The organism is Stenotrophomonas sp. SbOxS2 (assembly GCF_013416715.1).
Classification (GTDB): Bacteria; Pseudomonadota; Gammaproteobacteria; order Xanthomonadales; family Xanthomonadaceae; genus Stenotrophomonas; species Stenotrophomonas lactitubi.
On sequence record NZ_JAAVXD010000007.1, the window covers coordinates 241335 to 254887 of the forward strand.

General features: G+C 66.1%; 10 protein-coding genes. All 10 read right to left on the reverse strand.

Going from position 1 to position 13553, the window contains the following annotated elements:
* Window positions 1–70: 70 nt before the first annotated feature.
* The gene (locus HFK18_RS15830) at window positions 71–442 is read right to left on the reverse strand and encodes a hypothetical protein (protein ID WP_180166983.1); all 372 of its coding nucleotides are present in this window, start codon (window positions 440–442) and stop codon (window positions 71–73) included.
* A gap of 186 nt (window positions 443–628) precedes the next feature.
* A complete protein-coding gene (locus HFK18_RS15835) occupies window positions 629–1702 on the reverse strand; it encodes a chemotaxis response regulator protein-glutamate methylesterase (RefSeq protein WP_180166984.1) in 1074 nt (357 codons plus the stop codon).
* Window positions 1699–2295, reverse strand: a complete 597-nt coding sequence (gene cheD, locus HFK18_RS15840) for a chemoreceptor glutamine deamidase CheD (RefSeq protein ID WP_025878962.1) — start codon at window positions 2293–2295, stop codon at window positions 1699–1701. The genes HFK18_RS15835 and cheD overlap by 4 nt, the downstream gene beginning before the upstream one ends.
* Entirely contained in the window at window positions 2292–3161 is an 870-nt protein-coding gene (locus tag HFK18_RS15845; protein ID WP_180166985.1) for a CheR family methyltransferase, read from the reverse strand. The genes cheD and HFK18_RS15845 overlap by 4 nt, the downstream gene beginning before the upstream one ends.
* A 32-nt stretch (window positions 3162–3193) precedes the next feature.
* Window positions 3194–5458 (reverse strand): methyl-accepting chemotaxis protein, encoded by a 2265-nt coding sequence (locus HFK18_RS15850; protein ID WP_180166986.1) that lies wholly within the window; start codon window positions 5456–5458, stop codon window positions 3194–3196.
* Between the two features lie 834 nt (window positions 5459–6292).
* The gene (locus HFK18_RS15855; RefSeq protein WP_180166987.1) at window positions 6293–8662 is read right to left on the reverse strand and encodes a methyl-accepting chemotaxis protein; all 2370 of its coding nucleotides are present in this window, start codon (window positions 8660–8662) and stop codon (window positions 6293–6295) included.
* 98 nt (window positions 8663–8760) lie between these two features.
* Entirely contained in the window at window positions 8761–9144 is a 384-nt protein-coding gene (locus HFK18_RS15860; protein WP_025878966.1) for a hypothetical protein, read from the reverse strand.
* Between the two features lie 137 nt (window positions 9145–9281).
* Window positions 9282–9773 carry a chemotaxis protein CheW gene (locus HFK18_RS15865; protein ID WP_180166988.1) on the reverse strand — a complete coding sequence of 164 codons (492 nt, stop codon included), beginning with the start codon at window positions 9771–9773 and terminating at the stop codon, window positions 9282–9284.
* 214 nt (window positions 9774–9987) lie between these two features.
* Window positions 9988–10761 (reverse strand): flagellar brake protein, encoded by a 774-nt coding sequence (locus HFK18_RS15870; protein WP_180166989.1) that lies wholly within the window; start codon window positions 10759–10761, stop codon window positions 9988–9990.
* A 213-nt stretch (window positions 10762–10974) separates the two neighbouring features.
* Window positions 10975–13221 carry a methyl-accepting chemotaxis protein gene (locus HFK18_RS15875; protein ID WP_180166990.1) on the reverse strand — a complete coding sequence of 749 codons (2247 nt, stop codon included), beginning with the start codon at window positions 13219–13221 and terminating at the stop codon, window positions 10975–10977.
* Window positions 13222–13553 lie beyond the last annotated feature (332 nt).

Below are 13553 nucleotides of genomic sequence, written 5' to 3' on the forward strand. Positions count from 1 at the left end.
TGGCGGTGCCGGGCATTGCCCGGCAGGCAGTTGAAGCGGAGAACTACGGGCGCATTCCGAGGGTTGTCTGCTACTGGATGGTCCAGTCGGCAGTGCCTTGAAGGCGCTTCCCGGCAAAGAGCACATTGCCCCGGCCGCCGGAGACATCCATCTCGAACCAGGGCAGTCCATCACGGCTAAGCGGACGCACGTAGGCCTGGCGCTTTGCGCGGTCGAATTCGATGTAGTAGCGGCGATGAACGTTCGGGTACTTCGGGATCGACGCGCCTTTCCAGCTGACGCTCACCGCGCCGGGGTCTTCGCGCCCCACCAGCATCAGCATGAAGAACACATCACCCTGCTTGGCCTGGAAGTAGAACAGATCACCACTGGCGACGGCGGGTGCCAGTGGCAGTGACAGCAGTGTGGCCGCCAGCACGGCCTTCCATATCCCTGTGATCATGCGCAGCATTCCTTGTGCAATACGGCTATCAAAGCACAGATGCGGGCAGCCCGTTGAACCGAAGAACCCCGGTGAAAGCCGAAGTTTTTTGTTACGTGATGGCCTGTAGAGCCGAGCCCATGCTCGGCTTGCCGGAGCGGGACCCGAAAAGCAGCCGAGCATGGGCTCGGCTCTACAGCCGTCCCATCAGCTGCGGGACAGCGCCAGCAAACGCTCGGCAATGCGCTCCAGCGGTACCTGTTCCTCGGCCGCGCCAAGTTTGAACGCTGCACCGGGCATGCCCCAGACCACGCTGGTGGCTTCGTCCTGCACCAGCGTGGGGGCACCGGCCTGGCGCATTTCCAGCAGGCCACGTGCGCCGTCATCGCCCATGCCGGTGAGGATGGCCCCGATGGCATTGCCGCCAGCGCTCTGTGCCACCGAACGGAACAGCACGTCGACTGCCGGCTTGTGTCGGTTCACTGCCGGGCCGTCGTCGACCCGACAGCGCCAGCGCGCACCGTCGCGGATGATCCGCAGGTGCTTGCCGCCGGGTGGCAGGTAGGCATGGCCGGGCAGCACTGCTTCACCATCGCTGGCTTCGCGTACGGCCATCGCCGAATGGCGGTCCAGGCGCTCGGCGAACGCGGTGCTGAAACTGGCGGGCAGATGCTGGGTCATCACCACTGCGGGACCGTCGGCGGGCATGCCTTCCAGCACCACGCGCAGTGCTTCGGTGCCGCCGGCAGACGAGCCGATGGCGATCAGGCGGTCTGTGGTACGGAACTGCGTTGCTGCCGGACGCACGGCAGGGGCGGCATCCAGCGTGAGTTTCGGTGTTGCCACGCGCACCAGCGGACGCACCCGCGAGCGCGCAGCCATCTTCACCTTGGCGATGATTTCGTCGGCATAGGCCTGCAGGCCACGGGCCACATCGAGCTTGGGCTTGGAGACGAAGTCCACCGCGCCCAGGCCCAGCGCCTGCAGGGTGGTATCGGCGCCACGCTCGGTCAGCGACGAGATCATCACCACCGGCAGCGGGTGCAGGCGCATCAGGTTTTCCAGGAACGCCAGGCCATCCATGCGTGGCATTTCCACGTCCAGGGTGATCACGTCCGGGGCCAAGCGCTTGATTTTCTCGCGGGCCAGCAGCGGGTCGGCAGCGGTGCCGACCACGTCGATGGCCGGATCGCTGGACAGGATTTCGGTGAGCATCTGCCGCACGACGGCGGAATCGTCGACGATCAGGACCCGGCAGGGGGCGTTGCCGGTCAGGGTCATTCGAACAGCTCCACGCCACCGGTAACCGGGGCCTTCGACAGGCGTGCGCGCACGGCCGATTCGGTCGCGGCCACTTCGGCTTCGTGGGCGTGCGGCAGGCGCTGCACGACGACGCGGCCGGTATCGGCGAAGAACCAGATCTTGCGCGGGTGGATGCCGCACAGGTCCTCGGCGAGGATCGGGATATGCTCGGCCTGCAGGTACTGGCGCACGAACTCGGCGTTGCGCGTGCCTACCGGATTGCTGGTGAAGCCCTTCAGCACGTTGGCACCACCGAATACCTTCGCCTCGATGCGCTTGCGATGTGCGCCACGCTTGAGCATGTCGTTGATCAGCAGTTCCATCGCGTAGCTGCCATAGCGTGCGGGCGCGCCGTCGCCGGCGTTGCCCTCGGGCAGCAGGAAGTGGTTCATGCCGCCGATCTTCAGTACCGGGTCGCGCAGGCACGCCGCCACGCAGGAGCCGAGCGTCGTGGTCAGCGCAGTGGTGTCATCCACCACGAGGTACTGGGTCGGCAGCAGCTTGGCGGCGATGGTCTTGAAGCGTGCGTCCTGGTAGCGCATCACATCATCGGTGCGCAGCGAAGCATTCATGCGCTGGCTCCCTGCGCGCGCCGGTACAGGGTACGGCCGCAGGGCTGGATCAGATCGGCGGCGTGCAGATAGTTCTCCGAGTGGCCGGTATAGAGCAGGCCGTCGTCGGCCAGGTGGTTGACCAGGCGGCCAAGAATCGCGCGCTGGGTCGGCTTGTCGAAGTAGATCATCACGTTGCGGCAGAACAGCGCATCGAACGGACCGCCGACGTCATAGCGCGGTGCCAGCAGGTTCAACGGGCGGAACTCGATCAGCTCGCGCAGCGCCGGCAGCACGCGGCACTGGCCTTCGTTGGGGCCACTGCCGCGCTGGAAGTAGCGGCGGCGCAGGTCCGGATCGAGGCCGGCGACACGGTCGATGTTGTAGACGCCGCGCCCGGCGGTGGCCAGCACCTGGGTATCGACGTCGGTGGCGACGATGCGCACCGGCGGCTTCAGGGTGCCGAACGCTTCGCAGGCGGTGATCGCCATCGAGTAGGGCTCTTCACCGGTGGAGGCCGCGCATGACCACAGCAGCAGTGGACTGCGGGCGTTGCGCTGCTGCAGCTCTTCGCGCAGCTTGTCGAAATGGTGCGGCTCGCGGAAGAATGCGGTGAGATTGGTGGTCAGCGCATTGGTGAATGCCTGCCACTCGTCACCATCGCCCTGTTCCAGATGGTCCAGGTACTGCTGGAAGCTGCGCATGCCCAGCGTGCGCAGGCGGCGCGACAGGCGTCCGTACACCATGTCGCGCTTGGCCGGGGCGAGGGCAATGCCCACGCGCTGGTAGATCAGGTCGCAGACGCGGCGGAAATCACGGTCGGCGAACTCGAATTCGCGCGTACCGCTGACGATGGGGGTAGGGCTCTGCACGGGTGACGTGTCCATCGGCGGGGCGGCGGCCGCAGCCGCCGCGAGGATCAGAATTCCTGCCAGTCGCCGTCGTTGGAAACGACGGTGCTGGAGTGGGTACGGCGGATCGGTGCAGGCGTCGACAGCGGCCGCGACGGTGCAGCACTGGCGGCCTTCGGTGCGACCTTCGCGGTCACCGCCTTCACTGCGACGGCGACCTGGTTGTCGAGGCGGAAGATCGCCACGGCGTCGGCCAGCTGCGCGGCCTGCTCTTCCATCGCACGTGCGGCGGCGGTGGCTTCTTCCACCAGCGCGGCGTTCTGCTGGGTGGTTTCATCCATCTGCACCACGGTCTGGTTGACCTGTTCGATGCCGGCCGACTGTTCCTGCGAGGCGGCGGAGATCTCGGCCATGATGTCGGTCACGCGCTGCACCGAGGCGACGATCTCGCCCATGGTGCTGCCGGCCTGGTGGACCAGGCTGGAGCCTTCGGCAACCTTGCCGACCGAATCATCGATCAGGCCCTTGATCTCCTTGGCGGCGGCGGCCGAGCGCTGGGCGAGGGTACGCACCTCGCTGGCGACCACGGCGAAGCCACGGCCCTGTTCACCGGCACGGGCGGCTTCGACCGCGGCGTTCAGCGCCAGGATGTTGGTCTGGAAGGCGATGCCGTCGATGACCGAGATGATCTCGGCGATCTTCTTCGAGGACGCCTCGATGGCCGACATGGTGGTGACCACCTGACCAACGACGCTGCCGCCCTGCGAGGCCACGCCGTGCGCGCCGATGGCTAGTTGGTTGGCCTGGCGCGCGTGTTCGGCGTTCTGGCGCACGGTGGAGGTCAGTTCCTCCATCGACGCGGCGGTTTCTTCCAGGTTGGCGGCCTGCTGTTCGGTGCGGCGCGACAGGTCGCTGTTACCCGAGGCGATTTCGCCGGCCGACAAAGTGATGCTGGAAGCACTGAGCTGGATCTGGCCAACGATCTGGGTCAGCTGGCTGACCGTGGCGTTGGCATCGTCACGCATGCGCGCGAACACGCCCTGATAGTCACCGTGCATGCGGGCGGTCAAGTCGCCGTCGGCGATGGACGACAGCAGCTGCGAGAGCTTGCCGAGGTTGTCATCACTGACCGCCATCATGGCGTTGAGGTTTTCCAGCATGGTGCGGAAATCGTGATCGAAGCGCTGTGCGTCGCCGCGCTGGCTGAAGTCACCCGCGGCTGCGGCACTGGCCAGCTGCTTGATCTCGGCATTGATGCGGCCGAGGTTGGCCTTGACCGTGTCGACGGTGGTGGTCATCGCCGCCTTCTCGCCCGGGTAGCGGGCGATGTCGCCGCTGAGATCGCCGACGGCGTACTGCTGCACCACGTTCAGTACATCGTGCAGGGTCTGCACGTGGCTGCCGACCAGGACATTGGTTTCCTGCACCATCAGTCCGTATTCGCCGGGGAAGGCGCTGGCGTCGATGCGGTAGCTGAGTTCACCTTCATCGTGACGGCGTGCCATCTCGCGCTGGCCACTGATGACCGCGTGCAGCTGCTGCTGCATGCGTGACATCGCTTCGAGCAGGCGACCGGGTTCGTCATGCGGCTGCGGGCCGATGTGGCTGTCCAGCTTGCCGCCGGCAATGCCTTCGGCGACGGCGGTGGCCTGCTTCAGCGGTCGCGCGATGCGGTTGCCGATGACCCAGCTCAACGCCAGCACGATCAGCACCAGTACGCCGCCGGCCAGGGTCATGATGGCGGTGAAGACCAGTGCCTGCTGCTGCACGTCATCCATGTAGACGCCGCTGCTGACCACCCAGTTCCAGGGCTTGAACAGGCCGGCGTAGGCGACCTTTTCGACCTCGCCCTTCTCGCCCGGCTTGGCCCAGCGATAAGCGACAAAGCCGCCGCCGGCCTTGGCCGCTTCGATCTGGTCGTAGTAGATGCGGATGCCATCGCCGGTACGGAAATCCTTCATGTCCTTGCCCACCAGATCCTTGCGGAACGGGTGCATGAGCACGTGATAACCGGTGTCGTAGATGTTGTAGTAGTAGGTGTCGTTGTGCGCGCGCATGACCTCCAGCGCCTGCAGCGCGGCGGCCTTGGCGGCGTCTTCGCTGAGTTCACCGGTTCCGGCGAGGCGATGGTAGTGGTCGAGGATGCCGTAGCTCAGTTCGACCTGGGTCTTCAGTGAAGACTTGCGGGTATCGGTCAGGTCCAGGTACTGCATGCGGGCAGCGATCACCGAGAGCGCGATCACGCCCAGCGCGATCAGCAGCGTGAGCAGATTGAGCTTGCGCCGGACGGAGAGATTGCTGAAGTAGTGTTGCCAGCGATGCAGGAGATTCATCGAGCAGTACCCGGGTCGTGGTGGGTGGAGGCGCCGGTGCTGGTCGGGAGCAGCGGTGACATGACCGTTATCGGCCGCGGGGGCGGGGGATTGAGGCAGGCTGTTCGAACGTATTCAGGTTTTCTTGCAGCGGCGGCTGCGGCGCTGCCTGCGGCAGGCTTTTAAGGCAACAGCAACAGCAACAGCAACAGCAACAGCAACAGCAACAGCAACGGCGGTTGGTCGGCTCTGAATTGTCAGTGGGCGGCTGGGTCGGGGCGGCCAGGCGAGACACGCCGAAAACCCCCCTCCGGGGTCCGGCCCAGCCGCTGGCGGCTGTGCGCTCGGGCGCTTGCGAAGCAGTGCTTCGCAAGCAAAGCGCCCTCACCCATGGGGGCTCGATGGCGCCATCCATGGCGCCAACGGTCCCGCCAGCCCGCCCCGACCCAGCCCTCTCGGCATTTCGGTGTCTGATGGCAAGAGCGTTGGGTTTCCAAGTGAAAAGAGGGGTCGGATCCGTTTTCCTGCGGAAAACGGATCCGACCCCGGAAGCAACACGGCTGTTGCTCTTGCTCTTCTTTCTTCAATCCGGGGTGGACGCGCAAGGAAACTGTCCGTGGCCGGGAGGGTGGGCTGCGCAGGGGCGTAAGCGCCATGGATGGCGCGCCCGAGCCTACAGGGACGTATTCACGGCGTCCCCTGCGCAGCCCACCCTCCCGGCCAACCCTCAGCAGCCCAGGGCTTCTAGCGACCATCCCGAGGGGCTTCGCCGTTGGCTGGATAATCAGATACTCCGGAAACCAAAACGCCCCAGCGCAGGGCCGGGGCGTCTTCATGCTTCAGGTCGGGCAGGAATCAGAATTCCTGCCAGTCTCCGTCGGCCAGTTCGGTCACTGCCGGGCGAGCGCCGCTGACGCGTCGGGCCGGCGGTGCCATCGGTGCCGGGGCAGCCGGGGCGGCTGCACGCGGTGCCGGCGTGCGCGCGGCGACCACGACTTCGGCTTCATCGACCACGAAGATCGATACCGCCTCGCTCAGATGGCCCGCCTGTTCTTCCATCGCACGTGCGGCAGCAGTGGCTTCTTCCACCAGCGCGGCGTTCTGCTGGGTGGTTTCGTCCATCTGCACCACGGTCTGGTTGACCTGCTCGATGCCGGCGCTCTGCTCCTGCGAGGCAGCGGAGATCTCGGACATGATGTCGGTCACGCGCTGCACCGAGGCGACGATCTCGCCCATGGTGGCGCCGGCCTTGTGCACCAGCGCCGAGCCGTCGTTGACCTTGCCGACCGAGTCGTCGATCAGGCCCTTGATTTCCTTGGCCGCTGCAGCCGAACGCTGGGCGAGGGTGCGCACTTCGCTGGCGACCACGGCGAAACCACGGCCCTGTTCGCCGGCACGGGCAGCTTCCACCGCGGCGTTCAGCGCCAGGATGTTGGTCTGGAAGGCGATGCCGTCGATGACCGAGATGATCTCCGCAATCTTCTTCGACGAGGCCTGGATGGCCGACATGGTGGTGACCACCTGGCCGACCACTTCACCGCCCTGCGAAGCCACGCCGTGCGCGCCGATGGCGAGCTGGTTGGCCTGGCGTGCGTGTTCGGCGTTCTGGCGCACGGTGGAGGTCAGTTCTTCCATCGAGGCGGCAGTTTCTTCCAGGTTGGCCGCCTGCTGCTCGGTACGACGCGACAGGTCGCTGTTGCCCGAGGCGATTTCACCGGCGGCCGAGCTGATCGCGCGGCTGGACTGCTTGATGCGGGTGACGATCTCGCTCAGCTGTGCGGCGGTGGCGTTGGCATCGTCGCGCATGCGGGCGAACACGCCCTGGTAGTCACCGTGCATGCGCACGGTCAGGTCACCCTGCGACAGCGCGGCGAGCAGGCCGGAAATCTGTTCGATGCTGCCCGAGTTGGCGTCCAGCAGGCCATTGATCTGCTGGGCCAGCTGCAGGAAGAAGCCTTCCTTGTCGTTGGCATCGATGCGGCCGGACAGGTCACCGGCGGCGGCCTGGGCGATCACCCGTGCCACTTCGGCCTCGACCTGTGCTTCCTGGGTACGGTCGCGCCATTCCACCACGTAGCCGACGGTGTCGCCGTCTTCGTTGCGGATGGTCGACACGACCTGGGCGAACTGGGCATCGCCGTACTGCATCGGGCGGCGGGCAACGCCATGCTGCTTGAGGTTGGCCAGCAGCGTGTTGTCCATCTCGCCACGGTGCTCGAGCACGGTGACCGGCTTGCCGACCAGCGAGGCGTGGGCGTCGAAGTCGGGCAGGTCGCGGCGCAGCTCGTCCTGGTACTGGGCCAGGGTCTGCTGCAGGGCGCGGTTGCTGTAGACGATGGTGTTGTTGGGGTCGGTCAGGTAGACGCCGGTCGAGCTGTAATCCAGCGCGGTGCGGATGCGCAGGTTCTCGCGGGCGATGGCCTGGTCGGTTTCGGTGCGCTCGCGCAGGTCGCGCTGCATGCGCTGCATGGCCTGCATCAGTTCGCCCACTTCGTCCTGGCGGCTGACATCGATGTGACCATCGAGCTTGCCACCGGCGACGTCGTTGGCCACCGAGACGGCGCCACGCACGCTGCCGACCAGGGCGCGGGCGAACAGCCACACCAGCACCAGGCCGAGTGCGGCGCCGCCGAGCAGGGCGATGACGGTCAGCACGGCCGAGGCGGAGTAGGTGGAGGCGGCTTCGTCGCGCGAGGCGCGGGCGAGGCGGTTGTCTTCGGCGATCAGCGCTTCCAGCGCGGCGCCAGCCTTGCGGTGCTTGGTACGGGTCTCGCCGACGAAGGTATCGATCGCATCATCGGGCAGGTCCAGTTCCAGCATTTCGGTGACGCTGTCATAGGAGGCCAGCGCGTCCTTCCAGTCCTTGGCGAAGGTATCGAACAGCTTCTTCTGCTGTGCGTTGTCGACCAGCTTCGGATAGTCCTTGATCGAGGTGTCCATGCTGGTGCGCAGTTCGGCGGCCTGCTTGCGGGCGTCTGCCTTGACGTCGTCGCTGGCGCGGATCAGCTGCTGGTAGGCGCTGTTGCGATACTCGCCGAGCATGCCGCGCATCTCGCCGGCCATGCGGATGCTTTCCATGCGTGAACCGGCCAGCTCGGTGGTCACGTTGTTCAGCGAATGCAGGCCACGATAGGCGACGATGCCCTGCAGCAGCATCACCAGCAAGAGGACACCGAAGGTCAGCATGAGCTTCGGCATCAGTTTCAGGTTGTTGATCCACGGCATGGGCGTTGCGATCTCCTAAGGCAGACGCGGCCGGGCGCGGGGCCCGGTTGCAACAGCCACGCCGGCACGCTGGCCGGCGCGGTCTGACGGACAGCGGATTACTTGATGTTGGCCAGCTTCAGGCTGGACGGCGAGCTGACTTCGATTTCCGCACGCGACGCATCGCGCTGGATCTTGCCGATCACGCACACGGTCTTGCCTTCCAGGGTTTCCAGCGGGAAGGAGAACTTGCCGCGGTTCTCGCCGGCGATACGGGCCGAGAAGGTGTGGCGCGGGAAGGCGCCGCCCATGTACAGGAAGGTCGGCTGGCCTTCGGAACCTTCTGCGAAGCGGGCCTTTTCGACCTTGCCGCAGACCATGCCGTCCTTGCCGACGGCGCGCGGTGCCATCTCCGGCGGAATCATCTCGGCCGACTGCGCGAAGGCGGAGGAAGCGGTGGTGGCCAGGACGGCAGCCGAAACGAACGCAAGCAGGGACTTCATCGGGGTGATTCTCCGGGGATGGTGATGGTGGATCCGGCCTTGGCGCGTTCCTGCGCGACCGGCTTCTGTCCCCCTATCGGCGTGGATGGGGGGAACTGAAGGGCTGCGTAACAGAAACGTGAAGAAGGTCCGTTTGATCAGGCGGCAGCGTCTTCGACGACGTGGGTCTGGCCCATGTCGGCGCTGTCGAGCAGGGTTTCGATATCGAGCAGGATCAACATGCGGTCATCGTGGGTGCCGATGCCGGAGATGAAGCGGGTGTCGACGGCGGCGCCGAATTCCGGGGTCGGGCGGATCTGCTCGGCCGACAGTGGGATCACGTCGGAGACGCTGTCGACCACGATGCCGACCACGCGGTCTTCCACGTTGAGCACGATCATCACGGTGAAGGCGTCGTAGCGGGCATCTTCCAGGCGCAGCTTCAGGCGCAGGTCGATCACCGGCACGATGGTGCCGCGCAGGTTGATGACACCCTTGATGTAGTCCGGGGCATCGGGGACGCGGGTGACGGTGTCGTAGCCGCGGATTTCCTGCACCTTGAGGATGTCCACGCCGTAGTGCTCGGCACCGAGGGTGAAGCTGAGGAATTCGCCATCGGCGCCGGCGGCGGAGCTGTTCTTGTCGTTCATCGAGGGGTCCTGGTTCTGCCGGAAGTGCCGGTGTCAGGCTCGATATCGGCCCCGTAGTGGGGGACTTTAGGCATCCATCCACGCATGGCGTGGATCTACTGGGCCCGTATGAACGCATGGTGTGGATCTACTGGGGCATGCATCCACGCATGGCGTGGATCTACTGGGGAAGGGTAGTGCCGGCCGCTGGCCGGCAGATCCCGAAATGGGGATGTCAGAGTTCGCCGTTGCGGCGTGCCTTGCGCTGGCGGTCGATGCGGAAGATGTAGCGCTGGATGGCGCTGTCGCCACCGCGGGGCAGTTCGTCGAAGCGCATGCCGACGCGCTTGACCTCGGTGCCGTTGGGCAGGCGTTGCGGCAGCAGGTTGCAGACCACAAGGTCGATCTGCAGGTCCGGGCCATCGGGCATCGACAACTGGGCCCGGTAGCGCTGCTGCAGGCTGAAGATCGCGCAATCGACGGGCACGGTCACCGCCAGGCCGCCGCCGCTGATGTCCACCACCCGCATCGACAACGCTTCGGCGCGAGCCTCGCCCGGCGGCAGCAACAACTGCGGTGAATCGGTGATGGGGGTCTCCAGCCGGTACATTTCACGCCGCTGCAGGTGCACCAGCTCCTCGGGGAACGGTGCCCGGAAGGCGACGTGGCCGTCGTTGTCCACGCGCTGCAGGTCGTGCAGGCGGAAACGCACCATCACCCGTTCCAGCTGGGCGAAACAAAGCAGGTGGTCGGCCTGTTCGGCGGCGCGGTTGGAGGCTTCCTGTGGGCTGCCATCGAGCAGCAGGATGTCCTCGTCGTCGTCCAGTTCGAGCAGGGCGGTCGGGAAGGAGCGATCGCGCCCGTCGATATGGGCGTTGATCAGTGATCGCTGCTCGATCAGGGAACGCAGCAGCTGCCGCACCTGGCGCGGATTGCGGACCAGAAAGCGATCGTCGGCGGCGTCGGCCGCATGGACTTCGGGCGATGCAGTGTCGTGGCCGTCGGACATGGAATCTGTGGTCAGGGGCGGGCGCCGACGCGTGTGGGTGCGTGGCTCGAAAGAAGTATCGGCTGCGTTGCGGATTTATGTAGCACCGGACGCGTTCGACGGCTTCGTTGTGCCATGCCGGAAGCCGAAGGGCAAGCTGGACGCTGGGGCCGGGCATGATCCGGCGCCACCTGTCCGCTGTCGGGGTGGCGCAGGGCCACCCCGGTGCTGCGATCAGAACTCCTGCCAGTCACCGTCGCCGGCCAGCGCCGGCTGCGCAACGGGCTTGCGCACGCGCGATGGCGTGGCGATGGGGGCGGGTGCCGCTTTGCGCGGAGTACCGACGGCTGTGGCCATCGCTGCGCGCGGCATCGCATTGCCTGTGCTCGGTGCGGCCAGGCGGAAGCGTGCGACGGCCTCGCCCAGCTGCGCGGCCTGGTCTTCCATCGCCCGCGCTGCAGCAGTGGCTTCTTCCACCAGCGCGGCGTTCTGCTGGGTGGTTTCGTCCATCTGCACCACGGTCTGGTTGACCTGTTCGATGCCGGCCGACTGTTCCTGCGAGGCGGCGGAAATCTCGGCCATGATGTCGGTGACGCGCTGCACCGAGGCGACGATCTCGCCCATGGTGCTGCCGGCCTGATGGACCAGGCTGGAGCCTTCGGCGACCTTGCCGACCGATTCGTCGATCAGGACCTTGATCTCCTTGGCGGCGGCGGCCGAGCGCTGGGCGAGGGTACGCACCTCGCTGGCGACCACCGCGAAACCACGACCCTGTTCACCGGCACGGGCAGCTTCGACCGCCGCGTTCAGCGCCAGGATGTTGGTCTGGAAGGCGATGCCGTCGATCACCGAAATGATCTCGGCGATCTTCTTCGAGGACGCCTCGATGGCCGACATGGTGGTGACCACCTGGCCGACCACTTCGCCGCCCTGCGAGGCCACGCCATGCGCGCCGATGGCGAGCTGGTTGGCCTGGCGTGCGTGCTCGGCGTTCTGCCGCACGGTGGAGGTCAGTTCCTCCATCGACGCGGCGGTTTCTTCCAGGTTGGCGGCCTGCTGTTCGGTGCGGCGCGACAGGTCGCTGTTGCCCGAGGCGATTTCGCCTGCGGCCAGGGTGATGCTGGAGGTGCTGGCCTGGATCTGGCTGACGATCTGGGTCAGCTGGGCGACCGTGGTGTTGGCATCGTCGCGCATACGGGCAAACACGCCGTGGAACTGGCCGTCCATGCGTGCGGTCAGGTCGCCAGCGGCGATCGCCTGCAGCAGCTGCGACAGCTGGCCAAGGTTGCCGTCGGCGACCTGCATCATGCTGTTCAGCTGCTCGATCATCACGCGGAAATCGTGATCGAAGCGCTGTGCATCGCCACGCTGGCTGAAATCGCCGGCGGCAGCAGCCGACGCCAACTGCTGGATCTGCGTGTTGATCGCCAGCAGGCTGGCCTTGGCCGCATCCATCGATTCGTGCAGGATCGCGCGGCTGCCCGGCAGGCGGCGTGCATCGGGGGCGAGGTTGCCGGTGGCGTACTGGTTGAGCACGTCGATGGCATCGCGGATCGCATCGAGGTGCTCGAAGATCACCGTGTTGATGCCGCCGGCAAGCTGCCCGTAGACGCCCGGGAAGTCTTCCGGAATGCGGTGGCTGATATCGGGACCGGCATGCATCTGTGCCATCAGCTGGGTCTGCTCGGAGAAGCGACGCAGCATCGCGGTCATCTCCGCGGTGGCCGCCAGCATGCGGCCCGCTTCATCCTTGCCGGTGGCCTGGGTGGTGACGCTGAGGTCGCCGCGGGCGACGGCCTGGATGGCATGCACGGCCTTGCCCAGCGGGCCGACCACGGCGCGCGAGATGATCACGGCCAAGGCGGCGGCGACCACGACCAGCAGCACGATGGCGGCGATGATGGCCAGCATGCTGTTGCGGTGGGTCGCGTTGGCGTCTTCGATCTTGCCCTGCATCTGGGTTCCCAGCAGCGTACCCAGCGCCTTCAGGTCCTCAAAGGCCTTGCGGCGCAGCGGGCGGGACTGCTCATCGGAGATCTGCCGGGCGGCCTCGCCATCACCCGCCGTCGCCGCTTCGCGCAGCTTGGTATTGGCGGCGAAGTAGCCATCGACGTCGGCCTGCACGGCCTGGTACAGCGTGCGCTCCTTGTCGCCGGCCGGCAGCTTGGCATAGGCGGCCAGCTGCTCGCGCACGACCGCAGCGGTGTCGTTCATGCGCTTGTTGTAGTCGGCCACCTTTTCCGGCTGGTCCAGCATGCTGATCTGGGCCAGTTCATAGGTGCGGAACTCACCCAGCTGCGAGCGCACTTCACCGAGGTACTGCACCGATGGGATGTCGTTGGTCGCCATCGAGGTCAGCTTGGCATTGGCTTCGGACAGGCGGACCAGGGCAAACGCACCCAGCACGACGGTCATCAGGGTGGTCAGGGTGAATCCCACAGCCAGCTTGCGGGCGATGGGCAGATCGTGGAACCACTTCATGCAGGGTGCTCCAAGGTGGGCAGAATACCGGCGGCGGCGCCGCGGGCAAAAAAGGTCGTTGCAGGAGGGAACGGTCGTGCCGGGTGGGGGTTCGGTGACTGCCGTCAACCCGAGATAGCGGCGCAGCTGCGCCGTACTTTATGGACCGATGTCACATTCGCTGGCGTAGGGGAAGCCCACGGAAAGCAAGCACTGGCGGGGCTTTCGCAGTGACCGCGTGGTTTCAGGCGAAACCATGCGCCCGCTCAGGTTCACGGCGCAGGACGACGGAGTTCACAGTTGTGGGCGCAGCCGCGTTGCGCGTGACTACGATTGCTGCCTGCGGCCCGCGC

Bases quoted from the DNA above. Each gene is read 5' to 3' on its own strand.
- HFK18_RS15830 (WP_180166983.1), bottom strand. From the start codon at position 442: ATGATCACAGGGATATGGAAGGCCGTGCTGGCGGCCACACTGCTGTCA.
- HFK18_RS15835 (WP_180166984.1), bottom strand. From the start codon at position 1,702: ATGACCCTGACCGGCAACGCCCCCTGCCGGGTCCTGATCGTCGACGAT.
- cheD (WP_025878962.1), bottom strand. From the start codon at position 2,295: ATGAATGCTTCGCTGCGCACCGATGATGTGATGCGCTACCAGGACGCA.
- HFK18_RS15845 (WP_180166985.1), bottom strand. From the start codon at position 3,161: ATGGACACGTCACCCGTGCAGAGCCCTACCCCCATCGTCAGCGGTACG.
- HFK18_RS15850 (WP_180166986.1), bottom strand. From the start codon at position 5,458: ATGAATCTCCTGCATCGCTGGCAACACTACTTCAGCAATCTCTCCGTC.
- HFK18_RS15855 (WP_180166987.1), bottom strand. From the start codon at position 8,662: ATGCCGTGGATCAACAACCTGAAACTGATGCCGAAGCTCATGCTGACC.
- HFK18_RS15860 (WP_025878966.1), bottom strand. From the start codon at position 9,144: ATGAAGTCCCTGCTTGCGTTCGTTTCGGCTGCCGTCCTGGCCACCACC.
- HFK18_RS15865 (WP_180166988.1), bottom strand. From the start codon at position 9,773: ATGAACGACAAGAACAGCTCCGCCGCCGGCGCCGATGGCGAATTCCTC.
- HFK18_RS15870 (WP_180166989.1), bottom strand. From the start codon at position 10,761: ATGTCCGACGGCCACGACACTGCATCGCCCGAAGTCCATGCGGCCGAC.
- HFK18_RS15875 (WP_180166990.1), bottom strand. From the start codon at position 13,221: ATGAAGTGGTTCCACGATCTGCCCATCGCCCGCAAGCTGGCTGTGGGA.